At 66.4% G+C, this 21905-nt stretch carries 21 protein-coding genes; 7 read left to right on the plus strand and 14 right to left on the minus strand.

The genetic code is table 11. From position 1 onward, the window contains the following. Nucleotide 1 precedes the first annotated feature (1 nt). Together Q0Q48_RS14200 and Q0Q48_RS14205 are read right to left on the minus strand one after the other, a co-directional pair. Nucleotides 2–742: an SGNH/GDSL hydrolase family protein gene (locus Q0Q48_RS14200; protein ID WP_295138683.1), complete on the minus strand. Its 741-nt coding sequence runs from the start codon at nt 740–742 to the stop codon at nt 2–4. Further along, the gene (locus tag Q0Q48_RS14205) at nt 739–1884 is read right to left on the minus strand and encodes an OpgC domain-containing protein (RefSeq protein WP_295138686.1); all 1146 of its coding nucleotides are present in this window, start codon (nt 1882–1884) and stop codon (nt 739–741) included. The genes Q0Q48_RS14200 and Q0Q48_RS14205 overlap by 4 nt, the downstream gene beginning before the upstream one ends. A gap of 56 nt (nt 1885–1940) precedes the next feature. On the opposite strand from Q0Q48_RS14205, the gene Q0Q48_RS14210 reads away from it, so the two are divergent. Beyond that, nucleotides 1941–2657 carry an alpha/beta hydrolase gene (locus tag Q0Q48_RS14210; RefSeq protein WP_295138688.1) on the plus strand — a complete coding sequence of 239 codons (717 nt, stop codon included), beginning with the start codon at nt 1941–1943 and terminating at the stop codon, nt 2655–2657. A gap of 102 nt (nt 2658–2759) precedes the next feature. Here Q0Q48_RS14210 and Q0Q48_RS14215 read toward each other — a convergent pair whose 3' ends face one another. Next, nucleotides 2760–3968, minus strand: a complete 1209-nt coding sequence (locus Q0Q48_RS14215) for a CoA transferase (RefSeq protein WP_295138691.1) — start codon at nt 3966–3968, stop codon at nt 2760–2762. A gap of 66 nt (nt 3969–4034) precedes the next feature. On the opposite strand from Q0Q48_RS14215, the gene Q0Q48_RS14220 reads away from it, so the two are divergent. Then, nucleotides 4035–5015: a tripartite tricarboxylate transporter substrate binding protein gene (locus tag Q0Q48_RS14220; protein WP_295138694.1), complete on the plus strand. Its 981-nt coding sequence runs from the start codon at nt 4035–4037 to the stop codon at nt 5013–5015. A 3-nt stretch (nt 5016–5018) separates the two neighbouring features. Here Q0Q48_RS14220 and Q0Q48_RS14225 read toward each other — a convergent pair whose 3' ends face one another. Continuing rightward, complete coding sequence (locus Q0Q48_RS14225) at nt 5019–6233, minus strand: patatin-like phospholipase family protein (RefSeq protein ID WP_295138696.1); 1215 nt, start codon at nt 6231–6233, stop codon at nt 5019–5021. A gap of 173 nt (nt 6234–6406) precedes the next feature. Between Q0Q48_RS14225 and Q0Q48_RS14230 the strand changes: the two genes are divergently transcribed. Both Q0Q48_RS14230 and Q0Q48_RS14235 read left to right on the plus strand, forming a co-directional pair. After that, nucleotides 6407–8200, plus strand: coding sequence for a hydantoinase B/oxoprolinase family protein (locus Q0Q48_RS14230; protein WP_295138699.1), 1794 nt, complete (start codon nt 6407–6409; stop codon nt 8198–8200). 5 nt (nt 8201–8205) lie between these two features. Continuing rightward, a complete protein-coding gene (locus Q0Q48_RS14235; RefSeq protein ID WP_295138701.1) occupies nt 8206–10305 on the plus strand; it encodes a hydantoinase/oxoprolinase family protein in 2100 nt (699 codons plus the stop codon). Here Q0Q48_RS14235 and Q0Q48_RS14240 read toward each other — a convergent pair. From Q0Q48_RS14240 to Q0Q48_RS14285, 10 genes are all read right to left on the minus strand, one after another. Then, nucleotides 10302–11588, minus strand: coding sequence for a TRAP transporter large permease (locus Q0Q48_RS14240; protein ID WP_295138704.1), 1287 nt, complete (start codon nt 11586–11588; stop codon nt 10302–10304). The two genes, Q0Q48_RS14235 and Q0Q48_RS14240, sit on opposite strands and share 4 nt — an antisense overlap. 1 nt (nt 11589) lies before the next feature. After that, entirely contained in the window at nt 11590–12174 is a 585-nt protein-coding gene (locus Q0Q48_RS14245) for a TRAP transporter small permease (protein ID WP_295138707.1), read from the minus strand. 15 nt (nt 12175–12189) lie between these two features. Then, nucleotides 12190–13236: a TRAP transporter substrate-binding protein gene (locus tag Q0Q48_RS14250; RefSeq protein WP_295138710.1), complete on the minus strand. Its 1047-nt coding sequence runs from the start codon at nt 13234–13236 to the stop codon at nt 12190–12192. An 85-nt stretch (nt 13237–13321) separates the two neighbouring features. Beyond that, the gene (locus Q0Q48_RS14255) at nt 13322–13588 is read right to left on the minus strand and encodes a copper-binding protein (RefSeq protein WP_295138837.1); all 267 of its coding nucleotides are present in this window, start codon (nt 13586–13588) and stop codon (nt 13322–13324) included. 47 nt (nt 13589–13635) lie between these two features. Next, on the minus strand, nt 13636–14127 hold the full coding sequence (locus tag Q0Q48_RS14260; RefSeq protein WP_295138713.1) for a cupredoxin family protein: 492 nt from the start codon (nt 14125–14127) through the stop codon (nt 13636–13638). Between the two features lie 19 nt (nt 14128–14146). Next, the gene (locus Q0Q48_RS14265; RefSeq protein ID WP_295138715.1) at nt 14147–15538 is read right to left on the minus strand and encodes a copper oxidase; all 1392 of its coding nucleotides are present in this window, start codon (nt 15536–15538) and stop codon (nt 14147–14149) included. 14 nt (nt 15539–15552) lie between these two features. Then, nucleotides 15553–16989 carry a TolC family protein gene (locus tag Q0Q48_RS14270; RefSeq protein ID WP_295138718.1) on the minus strand — a complete coding sequence of 479 codons (1437 nt, stop codon included), beginning with the start codon at nt 16987–16989 and terminating at the stop codon, nt 15553–15555. Beyond that, on the minus strand, nt 16986–17141 hold the full coding sequence (locus Q0Q48_RS14275; protein WP_295138721.1) for a hypothetical protein: 156 nt from the start codon (nt 17139–17141) through the stop codon (nt 16986–16988). The genes Q0Q48_RS14270 and Q0Q48_RS14275 overlap by 4 nt, the downstream gene beginning before the upstream one ends. Before the next feature lie 222 nt (nt 17142–17363). Beyond that, nucleotides 17364–17657: a hypothetical protein gene (locus Q0Q48_RS14280; RefSeq protein ID WP_295138724.1), complete on the minus strand. Its 294-nt coding sequence runs from the start codon at nt 17655–17657 to the stop codon at nt 17364–17366. A 150-nt stretch (nt 17658–17807) separates the two neighbouring features. Further along, on the minus strand, nt 17808–18083 hold the full coding sequence (locus Q0Q48_RS14285; RefSeq protein WP_295138727.1) for a metal-sensitive transcriptional regulator: 276 nt from the start codon (nt 18081–18083) through the stop codon (nt 17808–17810). A gap of 37 nt (nt 18084–18120) precedes the next feature. Between Q0Q48_RS14285 and Q0Q48_RS14290 the strand changes: the two genes are divergently transcribed. From Q0Q48_RS14290 to Q0Q48_RS14300, 3 genes are all read left to right on the plus strand, one after another. Further along, on the plus strand, nt 18121–20472 hold the full coding sequence (locus Q0Q48_RS14290) for a heavy metal translocating P-type ATPase (RefSeq protein WP_295138730.1): 2352 nt from the start codon (nt 18121–18123) through the stop codon (nt 20470–20472). 78 nt (nt 20473–20550) lie between these two features. Further along, complete coding sequence (locus tag Q0Q48_RS14295; RefSeq protein ID WP_295138734.1) at nt 20551–20898, plus strand: hypothetical protein; 348 nt, start codon at nt 20551–20553, stop codon at nt 20896–20898. Between the two features lie 82 nt (nt 20899–20980). Next, complete coding sequence (locus Q0Q48_RS14300; RefSeq protein WP_295138737.1) at nt 20981–21892, plus strand: TerC family protein; 912 nt, start codon at nt 20981–20983, stop codon at nt 21890–21892. Nucleotides 21893–21905: the final 13 nt, after the last annotated feature.

Below are 21905 nucleotides of genomic sequence, written 5' to 3' on the forward strand. Positions count from 1 at the left end.
CTCAGGGACCGGTCAGCGCATCCAGGATCGAGCGGGTCAGCAGCTTGCCGATGCACTTCTGGCCGAAATCGTTGAGATGCAGACCGTCGAGTTGCACGAACTGGGCGTAGGGCATGCCGTCATCGTACCAGCCGCGCATGATGTCGTAGCGGCGGAACAGGCCCGCGGAATAGTCCCTGGCCGCCCCGGCCATGACCTTCTCATAGGCTTCCTTGTCGGCCACGGCGACGACGGCCGGCACGTATTGCAGGTTCATCAGGATGAAGTCGGCCCCGAGCGATGTGCCGAGCTTCAACCCGCCGCGCAGCGTCTTGTCGAACTTGTCGAGCGGCATGTGGCGGATGGCGGCGTTGGTGCCGGTCTGCCAGATCACCAGGGAGGGCGGGTTGTCCTCCATCTCGGAGCGCATGCGGGCCGCCATCTCCTCCACGTCCTGGCCGCCGATGCCGCGGTTGATCACCTCGATATCGATGCCGGGCAGGGCCTTCTCGAGACCGATGCGCAGCTGCGTGGGATAGGCGAAGGCCGGATTGGAGACGCCGTAGCCCGCGGTCGTCGACGATCCCAGCGCAATGATGCGCAGGAGCTTGCGCTCGGCGATCGCCTTGCGTGAGATCGGGAGCGTCGTTCCCAGCGCAAGCACCTCCGGCTTCGCGCGGCACAGGGTCATCGACTTGGCGTGGGCGGCTCCACCCATCGCCAGGGCGAGCGCGGCGACCAGCAGGGCGATCGTCCGCTTCACCGGGGGACTTCCGTCACCACCGGCACCCGAGCGGCCGCGCGCGCATTCCCGCGCTTGAACCAGGCCGCGATGTAGGCGGCCACACACATGATGGCGATGCCCAGGATGCTCACGACAATCTGCGACAAGATCGAATCTTCATAGTGACTGACGATGACCTGGCCGCTGAGCGCCAGGAAGGTCCCGATGCAGAATATAAGCAATGAAGCTTCACCGCATCTGCGAAGTGGCTCCCAGATCGGCCATTTCAGGGCGGGGGCATCGATCGGCACGGCGATCCGGACCAGCCACGCGATCGCCAGGAAATGCAGGAATCGCAGGATGTCGATGTTGGTCTTGTCGATCGGATAGATGATCCGCGCCACCCAGACCGGGACCAGCCTTTCCAGCGGATTGTACTGCCAGGACAGGGCGATGAACGCGGCGAACAGGAGAAAGGCGACGGCCAGGGTGGTCAGCGGCGTGCGAAACCGGTCCAGCCAGGACAGTCCGGAGCCGAACACGGCGCAGGCCGCCCCAACGTGGAAGACGACCTGCCAGGCCATGGGATTGAAGTACCAGACCTTTTCGTCGGGGTAGGCTGGCAGTTTCCAGTCGAAGCGGCAGGTCGCGGCATAGAGGACGAGAGAGGCCGCGATCACGGCCCAAGGCCAGCGCACCACCACCGGCAGGACCAGCGGAAAGACAGCCAGCAGCACGATGTAGAGCGGCAGCACGTCCAGATTGACCGGCCGGAACTTGAGCAGTGCCGCCTCGAGGATGGCGCGATAGGGGTTCTGGCCGAGGCCCAGCAGCTCCATCTCCTCGATCAGGGCCGGCGTGTCGCGCGCGATCGAGACCCAGGCAATCTGCGCGGAGAAGGCCACGAACAGCAGGATGTGAGCGACGTAGAGCTGCCAGACGCGGCGATAGATGCGCGCGGCGGTGCGGGGCCATCCTTCCTGGTCCAGCATCCGGCCATAGGCGATTACGGCCGTGTATCCCGAAATGAAGACGAAAATCTCGGTCGCGTCGCTGAAGCCGTAGTTACGAACCGTCAGCCAGCTCACGATGTTGGTCGGAATGTGGTCGAGGAAGATGAACCACAAAGCGAGCCCGCGGAACAGGTCGAGACGGATGTCGCGAACGGAGGCGGCGGCCATGCCTATTGGTACCGCACCCGAATCGTCTGCGCTACGCTGAGCGATGGAGGAAGGAAATGACCAAGACCCCCCTGCTGCTCGTCCCCGGCGTGCTGTGCTCGCCCCGCTTGTTCTCGGCCCAAGTCGCCGCCCTCGCGGACCAGGCCGACATCGTCGTGCCCGACTGGCGCAAGGCGCCGCTGTCCATCTGGGACAGCTGGGAGACCGCCGCGCGCTGGGTCGTCGACCAGATGCCGGCGGAAAAGTTCGCGCTGGCCGGCCTCTCGCTGGGCGGCATGCTCGCTGTCGAGATCATGCAATTCGCCGCCGATCGCGTGACGAAGCTCGCGCTGCTCGACACCGGCATGAGGAGCCAGAGCGAGGCCGAACGAGCGATCCGGCGCGCCCGCATCCGGCTCGCCGCAGAGGGGCATTTCGAGCTGGTGCTCGGCATGCAGATGACACGCTTCATCCCGGCCTATCGCCTGCCCGACAAGCCGCTGGTCGACGAGGTGATGACGATGTGCGGCGAGATCGGCGTCGAGATCTACAAGCGGCAGGAGGAGCTGGCCGCCATCCGCACCGACCGGCGCCCCGACCTGCCTCGCATCAGGTGCCCGACCATCGTCGTCTGCGGTCGAGACGATGCGGCGACGCCCCTGTTCCTGTCGGAAGAAATCGCGAAGGCGATCCCGGCGGCCGCGCTGGTGGTCGTCGACCAATGCGGCCATCTCGTCACAATGGAGAAGCCCGAGGAGACCAACCTGATCCTGAAGACCTGGTTGGACAGGTGAGCCCTCGTCATCCTGAGCCGAAGGCGAAGGATCTCACGCTAGCCAAGGAGTCGTCTCGTCGGTCCGCAAGGTCCTTCGCTGTGCTCAGGACGACAGAAGACTTTAGCCGATCACTTTCTTCTCGCGCAGCGCCGCGATCTCCGCGGCGCCGAGGCCCGCCAGTTCGGTCAGCACCTGATCGGTATGCTCGCCCAGCGCCGGCGGCGGCCGCGTGTCGTCGACCGGCGTGTCGGAGAAGTGGAAGTTGGAGCCGATCAGCGGCACGTCGCCAACCTTGCTGTGCTTGTATGTCTTCAGCATGCCGCGTCGCTTCACCTCGGGCTCGTCCAGCGCCTCCTTCATGGTGCGGATCGGGCCGGCCGGCAGGTGGCGCAGCTTCTGCGCCCAGTTCTCCTTGGTGTCGGTCGTCAGCACCTCTTCCATGAGGCGCGTGAGCTCGGGCTTGTTGGCCACGCGATTGGCGACCGTGTCGAAGCGCGGATCGGTCACCCACTCAGGGTGCCCAAGCGCCTTGGCCGTGTCGGCAAACAGCTTCTGGTTCGCGACCGCCATGTAGATCTTGCCGTTTGCCGTCTCGAACGAGCTGTTGGGCGCCGACGCGAAGTGGCCGTTGCCGGCGCGCCGCGGCTGCTCGCCGCCGATCAGGTAGTAGGAACCCATGTTGCCCAGCGACACGAGCGCCGTGTCGTAGAGGGCGAGATCGATCTGCTGGCCCTTCCCGGTGTCGCGGCGCGCATAGAGCGCGGCGTTGACTGCGGCCACCGAATGGATCGCCGTCATGGTGTCGACGATGGCGATGGCATGCCGCAGCCCCTCGCCGTTGGCCTCGCCGTTGACACTCATCATGCCCGACTCGGCCTGCAGCACGGGATCGTAGCCCGGCCGGTCCGACAGCGGACCGGTCTGTCCGTAGGCCGAGATCGAGAGATAGATCAGCTTCGGATACTTCGCGGCGACGCTGGCATAGTCGAAGCCGTATTTCTTCAGGACGCCCGGCCGGAAGTTCTCGACCAGCACGTCGGCACCAGCGAGCAGCTTGTGCACGATCGCCTGGCCTTCGGGCTTGGTGAAGTCCAGCGCGACGCTCTTCTTGCCCCTGTTGTAGGTCATGAAGAAGTGGCTCTCGCCGCCAGGGCCGCCGGCGCGCGGGCCGGCGCCTTTGCGCGTGTCGTCGCCGCCGTCGGGATTCTCGATCTTGATCACTTCGGCGCCCATGTCCGAGAGCATCTGGGTGCACATGGGTCCCGCGATCACACGGGAGAAATCGATGACGCGAATGCCGTCGAGCGGCGGCCGACCTGATTTTGACATGGCTGCAAGGTAGGGCTGCAAGCGGCGCGCTGTCCATCCGATGCATATGCGCTAGAGTCCACTCCCATGGACACATTCCGCACATCGCTGTCTCGCCGCAGCCTCTTCACCCTCCCTCTCCTTGCCGCCCTGCCCGCCGCTGCGCAGACCGAAACTTTCCCAACGAAGGCCATCCGCATCATCGTGCCCTTCGCACCGGGTGGCTCGGGTGACATCACGGCGCGCCTGGTCGGCAAGTACATCGAGGAGAAGACCGGCCAGCCCTTCGTGGTCGAGAACAAGCCGGGCGCGAATGGAATTGTCGGCGCGATGTCCGTGAAGGTCGCACCACCGGACGGCTATACGCTGATGCTGGCCACGACCTCGACCAATGCCGCCAACGTCCACATGTACAAGAACCCGGGCTACGACCCGGAGAAGGACTTCTCGGTCGTCGGCATCATCGGCTCCTCCGGCACCTTCCTCGTGGTGCCGGCCGACAGTCCCTACAAGACGCTGGCTGACCTGCTGGCCGATGCCAAGGCACGGCCCGGCAAGCTCAACTTCGGCTACTTCAACGCGAGCTCGCAGGTGCCGGCCGAGGTGCTGGGCAAGAGGGCCGGCGTCGACTGGCAGGGGGTCGGCTACAAGGCGATCGGCAATGCCTGGAACGACCTGTATGGCGGCGCCATCAACTTCATGTTCGTCGACCTCACCGCCGGGCGCGGCCAGGTCGTCGACAAGAAGGCGCGGGCGCTGGCCATCTCGCTGGCCAGCCGCAGCCCGCTCTATCCCGACATACCGGTCCTCGCCGAGACCTTCCCCGGTTTCGTCTCCTCGGGCTTCCTGGCCATCGCCGTGCCGAAGGCGACGCCGCTGCCCATCCAGCAGCGACTGAACACGCTGATCAACGAAGCCATTACCGCGCCCGAGAACAACAAGCGCCTGACCGAGGAGTTCGCCCTCACCGCCAAGCCGCTCACGCTCGAGCAGTGCGCGGCGCAGGATCGCGAGGAGCGCGCCAAGTGGGCCGAGTACGTGAAGATCGCGAAGATCGAGCCCCAGTAACGATCACTCCTGGCGGTCCGTCGGATCGCGCCAGCGCGACAGGGGGAGTTCACTGAACCCCTCGCCGGTCGGTGTGGCCTGCCCGGCCGTCTGGCTTTCACCGAGGGAAGACGCGGCGACGGCTTCCGCCCGCGCCTTCAGGAAGACTTCCGCCGCCTTCTCGCCCTCGGCGATCAGGCGGCCGATGTTCTCGGAGCCGCGATCGATCTTGCCCTCGTAGTCGAGCAGGTCCTGAAGCTCGGCCGGCATTTCGATACAGGGAATGTGGTAGGGCTTGGCGCCATCGGTATGGAACGACTTCGGGATGCGGACGGGCGCCTTGATGTCGAAGCGGCTGAGAAATTCCGGACGGAAGGCATCGGCCAGGATCAGGTCGTTCATGAACTCGAGATGCCCGAGCTGCTGGAACAGCGAGATGTTGCCCTCGAGCTGATTGCGACGGTCGACGATCTCCCCCGGCTTCAGGGGCACCCGCCGGCTGGCCGTGGGATTGATCTTGATCAGCCAGACCTCGTCGGGAATGTTGGCTTCGCCGACCGAGCGCGGGCGGATCAGTTCCTCGACGGGCGGGTTGTCCGAGAAGAGCCCGTCCCAGTAGGCATCCTGTCCGATCTGCACCGCCGGAAAGATGTTCGGCACCGCGCAGGAAGCCAGGATGTGCTCGACCCGGATGGGCTCGTGCGCGGACACGAACTTGGCGAGCGCACCGCTGGTCACGTTGGCGGCGCCGAGCATCAGGACTGGCCGCTGCGGCTTCGCCCCCCACGAGGCGATCTCCGCGAAGTCGATGTGCTTCTCGAGCAACCCGCGGAAATCGGAGAAGCCCGTGCGCTGCCCGGTCGTCATGAACTCCATCATCGACTGCATGAGCAGCGACGACGGGCTGAGCTGCAGGGTCGGCATCATTCCGGCATTCACCAGGCGCACGGATTCGACGATGAAGCTGTTGATCGCGTGCTCAACCGGACCCTGGGCGGTGTTCTCCTCCCAGAAATCCATCATGCGCTTCCAGACCGGCCGCTCGCCCTTCATGAAGGAGTACCAGAGCAGCGTGGCGCAGACGGCGCCGCCCGAGGTGCCGCTGATGGCGACGAACTCGAACTCGTCCTTCAGCCGCCCCTGGCCCTGGGCCTGGCAGAGTGCCTTCAAGGCGCCGGCGGTAAAGGCGGTCTGGCTGCCGCCGCCCTGACAGGCGAGGGCAATCTTGGTCTTGGGCATCGAGCGTTCCTTTGGAGGGCCGATACAATCTAGCGTGACGCGGGCGAGTTCGCCCATGCGACCGGTCGGACCGGTCCCGGCGATACATAGCCGAAATTCGACAGGCGAAGCGGCTTGCAAATTGCATGGTGACGCTCGCCAAATGACGGCAGCTGATTTCGGGAGGAAGACAAGTGCCGGTATCCGATCCGATCGCATTGGAGCTCTTCAAGAACGCCATCTTCTCGATCGCCGACGAGATGGCGCTCACGGTCTTCCGGACGACCTATTCCGGCGTGCTCAAGGACAACATGGACTATTCGACGGGCTTCGCCGACGCCAACGGCAAGCTCGCGGCCCAGGGCCTCACCCTGCCCGGCCATCTCGGCTCGGTGCCGACCGCCATGGAATCGATCATGCGTCATTTCAAGGACGACATGGCCGAAGGCGACGTCTTCATCATGAATGACCCGTTCGACGGTGGCATGCACCTGCCCGACATCTTCGTGATCAAGCCGCTGTTCCACGAGGGCGAGCGACTGGCCTTCGCCTGCACCGTCTGCCACCACATCGACGTCGGCGGCAGGGTCGCGGGCTCGAACGCCTCGGACTCGACGGAGATCTACGCCGAGGGCCTGCGCATCGCGCCGATGAAGCTCTACGACAAGGGCGTCCTCAACAAGACGATCATGACGTTCATCGAAAAGAACGTCCGCCTGCCCGTCCAGCTGTTCGGCGACCTGCGCGCCCAGCTCGCGGCCTGCCATATCGGCGAGAAGCAGTTCGCCGAGCTGGTCTCGCGCCATGGCGCGGAGGAGACGAAGTTCTATCTGAACGAGGTCATCGACTATGCCGAACGCCTGACGCGGGCGGCGATCCAGGAACTGCCGGACGGAGAATGGAGTTTCGAGGATTGGATCGACGATGACGGTGTCGACTACGGCAAGCCGATCCGCCTGTTCGTCACCATCACCAAGAAGGGCGGCCACATGGTCGTCGACTGGACGGGCACCAACCCGCAGGTGAAAGGCGCGATCAACAATACGCTCTCCTTCACCAAGGCCGCTTCCTATACCGGCGTGCGGTCGGTGCTGCCGCCGGGTATCCCCAACAACGAAGGCGTCTTTCGTGCCATCGAAGTCATCTGCCCGCCGGGCACGGTGGGCAACGGCGTGCTGCCGGCAGCCTGTGCGGCGCGCGGCCTGACCGGCTTCCGCATGACCGACTGCATGTTCGGCGCGCTGGCCATGATGCTGCCCGACCGCGTGAAGGCGGCGGGCGATGGCGGCAACACCGGCATCTCGATCGGCGGCTACGATGCGGCCCGCAAGCCCTTCGTCTATGTCGACTTCACCTGCGGCGCCTGGGGCGCCCGCCCCTTCGCCGACGGGCTCGACGGCAACTCGCACATGTTCGCCAACATGGCCTCGCATTCGATCGAAGTGACCGAAGCCGAGCAGCCGATCAAGTTGCTGGCCTACGAGTTCGTGGCCGACAAGGCCGGCGCCGGCAAGTATCGCGGCGGCGTGCCATTCCGGCGCGACTACAAGTTCCTCGAGGCCGAGGGCATGCTGCAGGTCCGCTCCGACCGCCGCGACCATCGCCCCTTCGGCCTCTATGGCGGCAGTCCCGGCGGACCGTCGGAGAACTATCTGAACCCGGATGGCGAGAACCGGCTGCTGCCCTCGAAGCTCACCATGACGGTGAAGGGTGGCGACATCTTCCGCCATGTGCTGGCCGGCGCCGGCGGCTGGGGCGATCCGCTGGAACGCGATCCCGCCGCGGTGCTGCGCGACGTGCGCAACGAACTGCTGTCGCCCGCGAAAGCGCTTGCCGACTATGGTGTCGCGATCGACACGAAGGGCTGGACGGTCGACACGGCCGCAACCGAGGCGCGCCGCGCCGAGATCGCCAAGGCGCGCGGCTGGACCGAGACGCCCAAGGTCCAATGGCACGATCCGGCCCCGCTTGCCCGGGCGGCGGAGTAACCGACATGACCGTTTCCTATCGCGTCGGTGTCGACATCGGCGGCACCTTCACCGACATCGTGCTGCTGGGATCCGACGGCACCATCCACACCAAGAAGATCTCCTCGAGCGTCGGCAACTACGCCCAGGCGATCGTCGACGGTCTAAGCGAGGTCTTCCGCGAGACCGGCCTGGACGGCGGCGCCATCGAGGAGATCCGCCACGGCACCACGGTCGCGTCCAACGCGATCCTCGAGCACAAGGGCGCCAGGGTCGGGCTGATCACCACCAAGGGCTTCCGCGACGTGCTGGAGATCCGCACCCTGCGCATGCCCAAGCTCTACGACCTCGGCTGGACCAAGCCCGAGCCGCTGGTCGAGCGCTACCTGCGCCGCGTGGTCGATGAACGGGTCGACCATACCGGCAAGATCGACCGCGCCCTAGATCCAGCCGACGCCGAACGCGCCGTCGACGCGCTGCTGGCCGAGAAGGTCGAGGCGATCGCCATCTGCCTGCTGAACTCCTTCGCCAATCCCACGCACGAGTTGATGCTGCGCGACCTCGTCGCCCGGAAGGCCCCGCACCTGCCGCTCAGCGTTTCCTGCGAGGTGCTGCCCGAGATCAAGGAATACGAGCGGACCTCGACCACCGTCATCAACGCCTATGTGATGCCGATTGTGGCGACCTACCTGCACGCGTTGCGCCGCGGGCTCGACAATGCCGGCATCCCGGCGCGCCTGCTCTTGATGCAATCCAACGGCGGCCTCACCACCGACACCGCGGCCGCCGAGCGTCCGATGAACATCATCGAATCGGGCCCCGCCGGCGGCGTAGTCGGCGCCCAGGCGCTGGCGCGCGCCAAGAGCCTCGAGAAGATCATCACCTTCGACATGGGCGGCACCACCGCCAAGGCCTCGATGGTCGAGGACGGCGAGGTCGCACGCGCGCAGGAATATGCGGTGGGCGCCGGCATCATGATCGGCTCGCGCCTGCTCACCGGCGCGGGCTACACGCTGAAGGTGCCGGCGATCGACCTCGCCGAGGTGGGCGCGGGCGGCGGCAGCCATGTCTGGATCGATCCGGGCGGCGCGCTGCAGGCGGGGCCGGAAAGCGCTGGCGCCTTCCCCGGCCCGGTCTGCTACGACAAGGGCGGCGAGGCACCAACCATCACCGACGCCAACGTGCTGCTGGGCTACATCAATCCTGGCCACCTCGTGGGCGGTGCCGTGAAGCTCAACGCCGACAAGGCGCGCGCCGTGTTCGAGGAGAAGATCGCGAGGCCGCTCGGCATGACGGTCGAACGCGCGGCCTACGGCGCCCACCTGATTGCGGCCTCCAACATGATCCGCGCCATCAAGGCGGTGTCGACCGAGCGCGGCCGCGATCCCCGCGAGTTCTCGCTGTTCGCCTTCGGCGGCAACGGACCGCTGTTCGCCGCCGGCATGGCGGCCGCGCTGGGCATCGGCCGCGTGATCGTGCCACCCTCGGCCGGGCTCTTCTCGTCCTTCGGCCTGCTCTACGCCGATGTCGAGCATCACTACGCGCGGACCTTCCGGCGCCTGCTGCGCCAGGCCGATCTCGCCGAGATCGACCGCGCCTGGACCACGATGGCGCAGCAGGCCGACGGCCAGCTCGCCGCCGAGGGCTTCACCGGCGCAGCTGCCCGGCTGAAGCGCTCCGCGGCGCTGCACTACAAGGGGCAGAGCTACGAGCTCACGGTGCCGGTGCCGGATGGCCCAATCGACCGCAGGATGGTCGCGCATCTGGAGGAAGCGTTCGGGCAGGAACACGAGCGCACCTACGGCCATCGCGCCGGGCCGGACGAGCCGGTCGAGCTGGTCGCCATCCAGCTGGTGGGCGCGGGCCTGCGCGAGGGCAGCGGCGTGCCCCGGAACGTGAGGCCGAGCCGCGCCGAGGTGAAGAGCCAGGCCTCGCGTCGCGCCTGGTTCGGCGACAAGCATGGCTGGATGGACACGCCGGTCGTGAGCCGCGCCGATCTCGCCGAGGCGAAGACCGGCCCGCTGATCATCGATGAATACGACACGACCTGCGTGGTCCCGCCCGGCGCCCGCGCCGAACGCGACAGCGCGGGGAACATCGTGATTACACTGGCGGCGGCGACCTAGGTCGCCGCCATCTGCGGCAGCCACAGCGCAATCTGCGGCCAGATCGACAGGACCAGCAGCATCAGCAGCATGGTGATGACGAAGGGCGACGTGCCGAGGATCACGTCGTCGATGCGGCCCTTCTTGCGCAGGCCCTGGACGACATAGAGGTTGATGCCGACCGGCGGCGTGATCATGGCCAGTTCCATCAGGATGATGATCATGATGCCGAACCAGATCGGATCGTAGCCGGCCTTGATCATGATTGGCGCAATGATCGGCACCGTCGCCACCATCATCGACAGCGTCTCCATGAACATGCCGAGGATGAAGTAGAAGATCACCACGACGATCAGCAGCTGGACCTTCGACAGGCCGAGGCTGGTGATGAAGCGATTGACCTGGCCGGTGAGGCCGATCGAGGTGATGACGAAGTTCAGGAAGTAGGCCGCGAGCAGGATGGCCATGATCATGGCCGTGGTCCGCATCGTCCCCTCGAAGGCGTTCAGGAGGGTGCGCAGCGTCAGCCGGCGATAGGCCGCCGCGATACCGATGGAGGCGATCACACCCAGCGCCGCCGACTCCGTGGCTGTCGCCCATCCCGCATAGATCGAGCCGATGACCGACAGAAAGATCACCAGCGGCGGGATCAAGTCGGGCAAGGCCGCGATCCGCTGCTGCCAGCTCGTCGACGTCGGCTTGCCGCCCATCGCCGGCCGCACGAGGCAGATTACCAGCACCGTCAGGCTGAACAGGCTCGCGAGCACCAGGCCGGGGATGAAGCCCGCCAGATAGAGCTTGGGGATCGAGGTCTCGGTCAGGACGCCATAGACGATCATGTTGATGGAAGGCGGGATCAGGATGCCGAGCGTGCCACCGGCGGCGATCGTGCCGAGGAACAGCCGCTCGGAATAGCCGCGCTTCTCGACCTCGCCCAGTGCCACGGTCCCGATGGTCGCCGCCGTGGCCACGCTCGATCCAGACGTCGCCGCGAACATGGCGCAGGCTGCGATGTTGGAATGCATCAGGCCGCCGGGCAGCCACGGCACCCACAGGACCAGCGCGTTGTACATGCGTTCGGCCATCCCCGAGCGCAGCAGGATCTCGCCCAGCAGCACGAAGAACGGAATGGCCACGAGCAGGAAGTTGTTCGACGTGCCCCAAGCGATCTCGCCCATCGCGAGCGACAGCGGGAGCTTCGAATAGATGCCCGAGAGCGACAGGCCGAGGATGCCGAGGCCGGCGGCGACAGGAATCGCCACAGCCAGAAGGCCGATGAGAATGAGGAGCGTGACGATGAGCATGTCAGGTGCTTCCTTCGCGATCCTGCCGGCCCTTGAGGTCGCGAATCTCGTCCTCGACTTCCTCCTCGGCCGACCGCGTGCTGATCAGTTGCGCCATGCCGCTCAGGTCGCCCGCCGCGGCGAGTCGCAGCGACTGCACGAGGATCACGATCGCGATGCCGATGAAGGCCACCAGACCGGCGATCCAGAGGAACTGGGGAATGATGGTCGGCGTCTCGAGGGCGGACTGGCTGCGCGATTCCGACGTCCAGGATTGACCGACCACGCCCAGCCCGTGCCAAAGGGTCAGCGCGAAGAAGGCGGTGAACAGAACCAGGGCCAGGAGATCGAGTGCCAGCCGCAGCTTCTGCGGGAACAGCACGTAGAGCGAGTCGATCCGGATGTGCGCCCGGTCGAGCAATGCCGCCCCCAGGCCCCAGGTTGTCCCGATCGCCAGCGAATAGCCGGCCAGCTCGTCGGCACCGCCGATCGAGCGCGCGAGGAACTTGCGCATCAGCACGTCGATGCCGATCAGCACCGCAGCCAGGAGAACCAGCGCACCACCGAACCAAAGGCCCCACTGGGCGAAGCGACGGACTCCGATCATTTCAGCTTCCGCCGGCTACGGCGTGGCCTGCAGGCCGAGCGTCTTGCCGACGGTCTCGTTCCATTCCTTCGCGCAGGGCGCCCCGCAGCGCTTGGCCCATCCGGCGAGCACCGCGCCCTCGACCAGCTTCTTGTGGGCCTCCATCTCCTCGGGCTTCACGGGCACGATGGTGGTCTTGGCGAGCTTGCCCATCGTGCAGGGTTGCTTGCCGGTGTTGCAGTTGTCGGCCTCGGCGGTCGTCGTCTCGATCGTCTTCCACATCTTGTCTTCGTAGGCCTTGAACTGCTCGGTCAGGAAAGCCTGCGTCTTGGGATCGAGCCGCTTCCAAGTGTCGAGGTTGACGGCCAGCACGTTGATGCTCCAGCCCAGCGACATCGGGTAGATCGACTTGGTGACCTCCGCCCAGCCGGCGGTGTTGCCCGACAGGCTGCCGGTCACGCCACAATCGACCACGCCGTTGTTGAGGGCCGGAACGACCTCGGCAAACGCCATGCTGACCGCCGTGCCGCCCACTCCGCTCAGGAAGTCGCGCATCGTGTTGTTGAACACGCGGATCTTCTTGCCCTTGAGCCCCTCGAGGCCGGCCAGCACGTCGCGGCACCAGAAGACCTGGGGCGTGTTGCCGCCGAAGGCCAGCAGCTTGGCATTCCAGTTCTTCTGCATCTGGCGGTCGATCACGGCGCGATAGGCGTTGCAGGCTTCCCGCGCCTTGGCCGGCGTGAGCGTGAGGCCGGCGAGATCGCACGCCTCGAAGCGCGGGTCGTCGCCGGCCATCTTGGAGATGTCCATGGCGGCGAAATCCATCACGCCGAGCTTCAGCAGCCGCAACATGGTCTTGTCGTCGATGCCCATCTGGTCGAGCGGGGTCACGTCGACGGTGATGGCACCCTTGGACGCCTCGGGGATCGTCTTGCGCCAGAATGGCAGCTCGTCGTGGATCGAGACGGGCGTCGGACTGTTGAGGCCAATCACCTTGAACTGGTTCTTGGGCAGGTCCTGCGCCGCGGCCGCGGAGACGAAAGCGGCAGCCACGGCGAGACCGGACAGCAAACGACGGAACATGCGAACCCCCTGGATCGTCCCCGAAATTTCCGAGAACGATGCAGCAATTTGCATGCCACGCGTTGTTCCCTGCAGACTCGCGCCGTCAGCGACCCTTGCCAACCCTGATGACGGTGATGGCGCCGTTGACGCGACCGGCCTCGAACTCGATCCTGTCCCCGGCCTTCATCCCGTCGAGCATGGCGGGATCGGCGACGCGGAACACCATGGTCATCGCATCCATGTCGAGGCTCTTGATGGGCCCGTGCTTGAGCGTGACCTTCCCCGCGGACTTGTCGACCTTCATGACTTCGGCCTGCACCATGCCGCTGTCGGCCCCTGCGGGCGCCGAGAACGCGATCGTGGCCAGCATCGCCGTGACGATCTTCCTGAACATGTAAATCTCCGTTCCTGAGGGACTCACTCGACGACGATGGTGCCGGTCATGCCCGCCTGCCGATGTCCGGGGATGAGGCAGGAGATGTCGAACGTGCCCGCTTTGGTGAACTGCCAGAGGATCTCGCCGGTAGTCCTGGGCTTCAGGCGCTTCGCGTTGGGATTGTCGTGTTCCATGTCGGGGTTCTTCTCCATCTCCTTCATGTGCTTCAGGTTTTCCTCGACGGTGCCGATGACGAACTCGTGGTCGACCGCGCCGTTGTTGCGGAGCTGAAAGCGCACCTGCTCGCCCTTCCTGAACCTGAAGTTGTCTGGGAGGAACAACATCTTCCCCTCGTCCTCGCGGAAGACGACCTGGACGACGCGCGCCGGTTTCTTCGGATCTCCCGGCTTGCCGTACGGCGTCTCACCGCCATGATCATGGCCTTCGCCCGGCGCATGGCCGGGTGCCGCGAGGGCCACGCCGGCCAGCAGGGCCGCGACGATCGATGCCGTCAGGAACGTTCTGGCTTTCACGATTGCCTCCTCGGTCGAACTATTTGTGGGAGTCATGGGACGACGGCTTGACCACGCGCGCCGGCGCGCCGGCGGGTTTGGCGGTCGGCACGGGTGTGGGCGCACGGGTGGCGGCGGGCGGCGGTCCCGTCCATTCCCAGGCCACCGTTCCGGGCGGATGCTGGTACCAGCCGGGGTCCTTGTAGTCGTTCGACCCGATGCCCTCGCGCACCTTCACGACCGAGAACATGCCGCCCATCTCCACGGCGCCGAATTGGGCGAAACCGGTCATCATCGGCAACGTGTTGTCCGGCAGCGGCATCTCCATCTCGCCCATGTCGGCCATACCGGCGCTGCCCATCGGCATGTAGTCGGGCACCAGGCGCTTCATCCGTCTGGCGAACTGCTTCTTGTCGACGCCGATGAAGTTGCGGAGGTCATGCCCCATCGCATTCATCGTGTGGTGCGACTTGTGACAGTGGATCGCCCAGTCGCCGGGGTAGATCGCATCGAATTCGAAGGCGCGCATGGCGCCCACCGGGATGTCGATCGTGACTTCGGGCCAGCGCGCCTCCGGCCGCACCCATCCGCCGTCGGTGCAGGTAACCTCGAAGTCGTAGCCGTGCATATGGATCGGGTGGTTGGTCATGGTGAGATTGCCGACGCGCACGCGCACCCTGTCTCCCTTCGCCACGACCAGGGGGTCGATGCCGGGGAACACCCGGCTGTTCCAGGTCCACATGTTGAAGTTCAGCATCTCGGCGACCTTCGGCACGTAGCCGCCGGGCTCGATGTCGTAGGCGCTCAGCAGGAACACGAAGTCGCGGTCGACGCGATGCTGCTTCGGATCGCGGGGATGGACGACGAAGAAGCCCATCATGCCCATCGCCATCTGCACCATCTCGTCGGCATGCGGGTGGTACATGAAGGTCCCGCTCTTCATGAGCTGGAACTCGTAGACGAAGGTCTTGCCCGGCTTGATGTGAGGCTGGGTGAGCCCTCCGACGCCGTCCATGCCGCACGGCAGGAGCTGCCCATGCCAGTGGACGGTCGTGTGCTCGGGCAGGCGATTGGTCACGAAGATGCGCACCTTGTCGCCCTCGACCGCCTCGATCGTCGGACCGGGGCTCTGGCCGTTGTAGCCCCACAGGCGCGCCGTCATGCCGGGTGCCATCTCGCGCTCGACCGGCTCGGCGACGAGATGGAACTCCTTCCAGTCGCCGTTCTGCCGCCATGGCAGCGTCCATCCGTTCAGCGTCACGACCGGCTGGTAGTCGGGTCCGCTGGTCGGATAGAGCGGCGGCTGCATCGTGTTCGTGGTGGAGGTCGGCGCCTCGGGAATCGACTGCGCCTGGAGGCGACCGCTGACGGCGGCGGCGCCGAGGAGTGCGAGCCCCGATGCTCCGACGAGATCGCGCCTGGAAATGCTCATGTCGTTCTCCTTTCCTAGAGTCCGAGTGGAATTGTTTCGGGAGGCGGGGTCGTGTTGATCACGCCGGACGGCGGTACCGTGCCGCCGACGATCAGGGCGGCCTGGAGATCGGCGACGGCGAGGTGGTAGTCGCGCAAGGCATCGAGCGCCCCGATGCTCGCGTTGATCCGCTCGCGCTCCTCGATCAGCACCTCGAAGACGTCGGTCAGCATGCCGTTGTATCGAAGCAGCACCTCGGACGAGATCTGGCGCCGGAGCGGAACGATGCGCGACTGGTAGTATTTCGCGATGTCATAGGTCGCGCGGTACGTCGCATAGGCGACACGCGCCTCCGAACGGGCATTGACCGACCGTTCGACGAGCCTGTTGATCGCCCGCATGTATATCTCGTGGGCGGACGTCATCCGGGCCTGGCCGGTATCGAAGACGGGGATCACGATGCCGAGTTCGATCCCGTATCTGTTCTTGGAGGTCTGCTCGCCCGTGCTGCCGGTTTCGACCTCGTTGCGGTAGCCGAGGCCCAGTTCCAGGAACGAGAGGTAGCGCGTCGCATTCACGAAGTTCGCGGACTTCGCCAATGTCACGATCTCGTACCGCAGGACGATCAGGTCGACGCGCCGTCGCATCGCATCGACTTCCACGTCGGCCAGCGTGTCGACGGCGGCCGGCAGGACCGGCAGCCGGGCGGGAAGCCGGTAGGCGAGATCGCTTCCCCAGAGGCCCAGGATCCGGGTCAGGGCCTCCCGCGACGTGGTGACGGCCAGCCGCGCCTGCGCGACCTGGATGCTCAGGTCGGCATAGAAGGCGGAGACGCGCGCCTGGTCGAGCTTGTTGGCCGCGCCGGTCTCGCCCAGCTGCTTCATCATCTGCGCCGAGGCGTCAGCCGTCTGGCGCGCCTGTTCGAGCAGGGCCAGGCGCTGCTGGGCGGCAAGCGCGCGCACGTAGGCGCGCCGCACGTCGATCGTAAGGCTGAGAGTCGTTGCGACCGCGCGATAGCGCGCCTCCTCGAACTCGCGCTTCGCGATCTCGGTCTTGGCGGGCAGTGTCGCGAAGGCCAGCAGGTTACCGACGAGCTGGAAACCGAACTCCACGAAGTTTCCCGTGCCGAACGTGCGGTTCAGGGTGATTGCGGGATTGGGCGGCAGGCTCGTCTGGACATACTCGGCTTCCGAGATTCCCAGGTCGTTGTAGGCCGCCTGCAGGCCGCGATTGTTCAGGAGCGCGATCTGGACGGCCGCCTCCTCGCTGAGCGGTTCCGCCAGCAGGGACTGCACGCGCTCGCGGGCTCGTCGCATGTCTTCCGGCGAGGAGATCTTCACGGCGTCGCGGCCGATCTCCCGGCGAACGCCGTCCGTGACCGGCGCCATGCCGCCATCGTCGGTGAACTTCGCGCAACCGGCGGCCAGCAGGCCGACGAGGGTGACGACGGCCACCCGTGGGAAGGCGTTCATTGCGACCGCCCGGCCGCGGGGGCGACACGATCGTTGAGTTCCCGCCACGGCTTCAGGCCGACAGGCGCATGGGGCGCGGTGCCGGACATCACCGGCTGGTACGGCGTGCCGACGATGGCGGCATCGGGGCTGGAAGCGTCGTCAGGCGACAACGCTGGCAAGGGAGGCGCGGCGCATGCTGCCGCTCCAAGCGCAAGCATGGCTGGGATCAGAAATTTCATGACGGAAGCCCGGACAGGATTGACGTGAACGCAGCGGGACGTGTCTCGCGGCCGGACGGCGGCGAGTTCCCTGCGTTCGCGCAAGTCGGGCGTCGGAGCTAGCGAGTCGGCGAGCGACTCACGACCGAGCACACGCTCATGGCGCGAACGCGCTCAGGTGAATCTGGGAGGACGTTCCGAACGGTCGCCGCAACGGCCCTCGAGCAGGTCGCTCACGAGCATCGGGACCGATGTCGCGATCCTGGGACCTGCCCAGGGATCGATGCCGGGGGCGGCCATTGCCGCATGGCAGGCAATAGTGCAGCAGCCCTCGCTGTGGTTTGCCGCGCCATCGCCTGGACAGGTGCCGCCCTCGTGCGTGGCAGGAAGCGCCGTTCCATCCGGCAGGCTCGTCACCGGCGCGACCGGCTCCTCATGCGCGACCGGCTGCGAAGCCACGACGGTCACGGGACGGTCGTCCGCGTGGGTATGACCACTATGGGCATGACCGCCATGAGCGGACGCAGCGCCAACGGCAAGCACCCACGCCGCGAGCGCAAGCAGGAGCGCTGGTGCAATCATTCTCAGCGGGCGGATGAGGGTCATCGGCATTCCCCGTCAGCGCCTGCGACTATCCAGCACTTCGAGGATCTCGTCGATCTTGATCTGCCGGTCCTTGTCGGAGCCGGCATGGAAGGCGTGCGCCACGCAATGCTGCAGGTGGTCGCCCAGGGTCTCCTGCTCGACCTTGTCGAGCGCGGCGCGCACGGCGCGGATCTGCGTCAGCACGTCGATGCAGTAACGCTCCTCCTCGATCATGCGCGCGACGCCGCGCACCTGGCCCTCGATCCGACTGAGGCGTGCGAGCTGCGACTTCTTGAGCTTGTCGTCCATCCTTGAACCATACCCCCGTAGGGTATAGATAGCAAGCATGAGCCACGCCTGCTGCCACGCCTCCCATGCGCCTGCCGCCGCTCCGGCCGCGGACCCTGATATCGCCATCGATCCCGTCTGCGGGATGAAGGTGAAGATCGAAGGCGCGAAGAACACGACCGTGCACGAGGGGCAGACCTATTACTTCTGCAATCCCAAGTGCCTGCAGAAGTTCACCGCCGAGCCGGCACGCTACCTGAAGCCCGAGGAAGCACCGCCTGCGCCGCCGGTGGCGCCCGGCACCATCTTCACCTGTCCGATGCATCCGGAGATCCGCCAGGTCGGCCCCGGAAGCTGTCCGATCTGCGGCATGGCGCTGGAGCCTGCCGAGATCTCGCTCGATGACGGGCCGAACGAGGAACTGGTCGACATGACGCGTCGCCTGTGGATCGGCGGCGCGCTCGCCGTCCCACTGGTGGCGCTCGACATGGGTGGGCATTTGTTCAATCTGCACGGGCTGCTGCCGCACGGGCTCATGCCCTGGCTGCTGATGGCACTCGCCACGCCCGTGGTTCTGTGGGCGGGCTGGCCCTTCTTCGTGCGCGGCTGGCAGTCCGTGCAGACCGGCCACCTCAACATGTTCACCCTGATCGCGCTCGGCACCGGCGTCGCCTGGGCCTACAGCGTCGTGGCGACCCTGGCGCCCGGCCTGTTCCCCTCCGGCCTGCGCGGCGCCAACGGATCGGTGCCGGTCTATTTCGAGCCGGCCGCGGTGATCGTCGTGCTGGTGCTGGTGGGCCAGGTCCTGGAACTGCGCGCCCGCGACGCGACAGGCGGCGCCATCAAGGCCTTGCTGGGGCTGGCGCCGCGCACCGCGTTGCGCGTCGACGCCAACGGTAACGATGCCGAAGTGGCGATCGACCGGATCGCGGTCGGCGACCGGCTACGCGTGCGGCCGGGCGAGAAGGTGCCGGTCGATGGCGCCGTAATCGAGGGTGCCGGATCGGTCGACGAGTCGAGCATCACCGGCGAGCCGATGCCGGTTTCGAAGGCAGCGGGCGCCAAGGTCATCGGCGGCACCGTGAATGCCAGTGGCACTTTCGTCATGAAGGCCGAACTGGTCGGCAGCGATACGATGCTGTCGCGCATCGTCAGGATGGTGGCCGAGGCGCAGCGCAGCCGGGCACCGATCCAGCGCCTGGCCGATCTCGTGGCGGGCTGGTTCGTGCCGACGGTGATCGCCGTCTCGGTGGTCGCCTTCGCCGCCTGGTCGATCTGGGGTCCGTCACCTGCGCTTTCCTACGCGCTGGTGGCGGCGGTCTCCGTGCTGATCATCGCCTGCCCCTGCGCGCTGGGCCTCGCCACGCCGATGTCGATCATGGTCGGCGTCGGAAGGGGCGCCGCCGCCGGCATCCTGATCCGCAACGCCGAGGCGCTGGAGCGGCTGGAGAAAGTCGACACCCTGGTGGTCGACAAGACGGGTACCCTGACGCTCGGCAAGCCGACCCTGTCGACCGTCGAGCCCTTGGGCAACCTTCCGGAAGGCGAGATCCTTCGGCTGGCCGCCAGCCTCGAGCGCGGCAGCGAGCATCCCATCGCCATCGCGATCCTGGCCGGCGCGCAGGCGCGCGGCATGGCGATGGCGACTGTCGAAGGCTTCGCTTCGCCCGCCGGCAAGGGCGTGTCGGGTACGGCCGAGGGCCGACGCCTGCTGCTCGGCAATGCGAACTTCCTGCGCGAAGCCGGGATCGACGTCGCCGCGGCCGACGCGAAGGCCGATGCGCTGCGGCAGGACGGGGCCACCGTCGTGCTGCTGGCGGTCGACGGCCGGGCCGAGGGGCTGCTGGCGGTGAGCGATCCGGTCAAGGACACCACGCCCGAAGCACTGAAGCGCCTGCGCGAAGCGGGCCTGCGCATCGTGATGCTGACCGGCGACAACCGGCGCAGTGCCGGCGCGGTCGCGGCCCGGCTGGGCATCGATGCGGTCGAGGCCGAGGTCCTGCCAGAGGACAAGGCGCGGATCGTCCAGCGCCTGAAGGGAGAGGGCCGCGTGGTCGCCATGGCCGGAGACGGCGTCAACGACGCGCCCGCCCTGGCCGCCGCCGACGTCGGCATCGCCATGGGCACCGGCACTGATATTGCCATCGAGAGCGCCGGCATCACGCTGGTGAAGGGCGACCTGCTGGGCATCGCCCGCGCCCGCCATCTCTCGCGGGCCACCATGGCGAACATCCGGCAGAACCTGTTCTTCGCCTTCGTCTACAATGCGGCCGGCGTGCCGGTGGCGGCGGGCGTCCTCTATCCGCTCCTCGGCATCACCCTTAGCCCCATTCTCGCGGCTGCCGCCATGGCGCTCAGTTCGGTGAGCGTCATCGGAAATGCACTTCGACTGCGACGGGTAGAAATCTGAGCCGGCTGCGACATTTCGGGACGGCCCTGTCGCTTTGCGCTTGATCTGCAAACGACGTCGCCGGAAATTGCCTCGACCATGCGCCTGATCCATCGATCGCATCGCGCCGCCAACGCCGTCCGGACCGTGTCTCCGAGCGGCGAGCTGTTCGTTGCCTCGATCGTGATCTGCATGATCCTGGCGTCGTTCGGCGATGCGGTCGATCCGACCTGGTTCGGCGAGGCCGGACTGGAGTTCGCCTTCTTCGACCTGGGCGGCGAGTTTTCGGTTCTGGCGATGCGTCACTGGCATCTCCTCGAGCTGCTGCTGGCCGGCGGCGTGATGGCCGCGGGCATCATGATCCTGCGCATCGTGGCCGGTGCCTTCTTCCGGCCGCTCGATCCCGCCGACCCCGGCGCCGTCGAGAAGGTGCCGATAAAGCTCTGACGACTGGCTGAAGCGACCCCGACCGCCCTTCTCCGGGAAGCGCGCGGCGTGGGCACACATTCAATCGTTGTTGGAGATTTTCATGGAACTCGAACTGTTTTCGGGCGCGTTCTTCTCGGCGCTGCTCGCCATCATCCTGATCGACCTCGTGCTGGCGGGCGACAATGCCCTCATCATCGGCCTGGTCGCGCGCAACCTTCCCAAGGAAAGCCAGAACAAGGTCATCTTCTGGGGCACCTTCGGTGCCATCGCCATCCGCGCCCTGATGGCCATCCTCGTCGTCTACATCCTGGCTGTGCCCGGCTTCATGCTGGCCGGCGGACTCGCGCTGGTCTGGATCGCGCGCAAGCTGCTGACGCCGCAGGACAATGCCGAGGAAAGCCACCTCGTGAAGGCGCCGGCCGCGAGCTTCGCCGCAGCGGTTCGCACGATCATCATCGCCGACGCGGTGATGGGCATCGACAACGTGCTGGCCATCGGCGGCGCCTCGCACGGCTCGATCCTGCTGATCCTGCTGGGCCTTGCCATCAGCGTGCCGATCATCGTCTGGGGCAGCCAGCTCGTCATCAAGCTGGTCGACCGCTATCCCTCGGTGATCCTGCTGGGCGGCGCGGTGCTGTGCTGGACCGCCTACGGCATGATCACCCGCGAGCCGATGCTGGCGACCTGGTTCGAGGCCCATCCGGCTGCCAAGCTGATCCTCGCCGTGCTGGCCTTCTCGATCGCGCTGGCGCCCTGGTACGCGGAACGCCTCAGCGAGAACATGAAGCCACTGACGGTGCTCCTGCCGGCCATCCTGATCTGGATGCTGGGCTTCGAAGTCGCCGCCAGTGTCTGGAAGGTCCAGGCCGACTATCTGATGGCGACCACCCAGGGCGAATACCTGATGGAAGGCCTGCGCTGGATCGGATGGCTGCCGCTCGCCGCGCTCTTCCTGTGGATGCGCGAGCGGCTCGTGCTGCGCAACGCGCGACTGGCGCGGAGCGCACAGTAAGGCTCAAGCAACC

The sequence above is a fragment of the uncultured Reyranella sp. genome (genome assembly GCF_945957355.1).
GTDB lineage: Bacteria > Pseudomonadota > Alphaproteobacteria > Reyranellales > Reyranellaceae > Reyranella.

Bases quoted from the DNA above. Each gene is read 5' to 3' on its own strand.
- Q0Q48_RS14215 (WP_295138691.1), bottom strand. From the start codon at position 3,968: ATGTCAAAATCAGGTCGGCCGCCGCTCGACGGCATTCGCGTCATCGAT.
- Q0Q48_RS14290 (WP_295138730.1), top strand. From the start codon at position 18,121: ATGAGCCACGCCTGCTGCCACGCCTCCCATGCGCCTGCCGCCGCTCCG.
- Q0Q48_RS14285 (WP_295138727.1), bottom strand. From the start codon at position 18,083: ATGGACGACAAGCTCAAGAAGTCGCAGCTCGCACGCCTCAGTCGGATC.
- Q0Q48_RS14245 (WP_295138707.1), bottom strand. From the start codon at position 12,174: ATGATCGGAGTCCGTCGCTTCGCCCAGTGGGGCCTTTGGTTCGGTGGT.
- Q0Q48_RS14250 (WP_295138710.1), bottom strand. From the start codon at position 13,236: ATGTTCCGTCGTTTGCTGTCCGGTCTCGCCGTGGCTGCCGCTTTCGTC.
- Q0Q48_RS14235 (WP_295138701.1), top strand. From the start codon at position 8,206: ATGACCGTTTCCTATCGCGTCGGTGTCGACATCGGCGGCACCTTCACC.
- Q0Q48_RS14270 (WP_295138718.1), bottom strand. From the start codon at position 16,989: ATGAACGCCTTCCCACGGGTGGCCGTCGTCACCCTCGTCGGCCTGCTG.
- Q0Q48_RS14220 (WP_295138694.1), top strand. From the start codon at position 4,035: ATGGACACATTCCGCACATCGCTGTCTCGCCGCAGCCTCTTCACCCTC.
- Q0Q48_RS14240 (WP_295138704.1), bottom strand. From the start codon at position 11,588: ATGCTCATCGTCACGCTCCTCATTCTCATCGGCCTTCTGGCTGTGGCG.
- Q0Q48_RS14300 (WP_295138737.1), top strand. From the start codon at position 20,981: ATGGAACTCGAACTGTTTTCGGGCGCGTTCTTCTCGGCGCTGCTCGCC.
- Q0Q48_RS14225 (WP_295138696.1), bottom strand. From the start codon at position 6,233: ATGCCCAAGACCAAGATTGCCCTCGCCTGTCAGGGCGGCGGCAGCCAG.
- Q0Q48_RS14265 (WP_295138715.1), bottom strand. From the start codon at position 15,538: ATGAGCATTTCCAGGCGCGATCTCGTCGGAGCATCGGGGCTCGCACTC.
- Q0Q48_RS14210 (WP_295138688.1), top strand. From the start codon at position 1,941: ATGACCAAGACCCCCCTGCTGCTCGTCCCCGGCGTGCTGTGCTCGCCC.
- Q0Q48_RS14205 (WP_295138686.1), bottom strand. From the start codon at position 1,884: ATGGCCGCCGCCTCCGTTCGCGACATCCGTCTCGACCTGTTCCGCGGG.
- Q0Q48_RS14295 (WP_295138734.1), top strand. From the start codon at position 20,551: ATGCGCCTGATCCATCGATCGCATCGCGCCGCCAACGCCGTCCGGACC.
- Q0Q48_RS14255 (WP_295138837.1), bottom strand. From the start codon at position 13,588: ATGCTGGCCACGATCGCGTTCTCGGCGCCCGCAGGGGCCGACAGCGGC.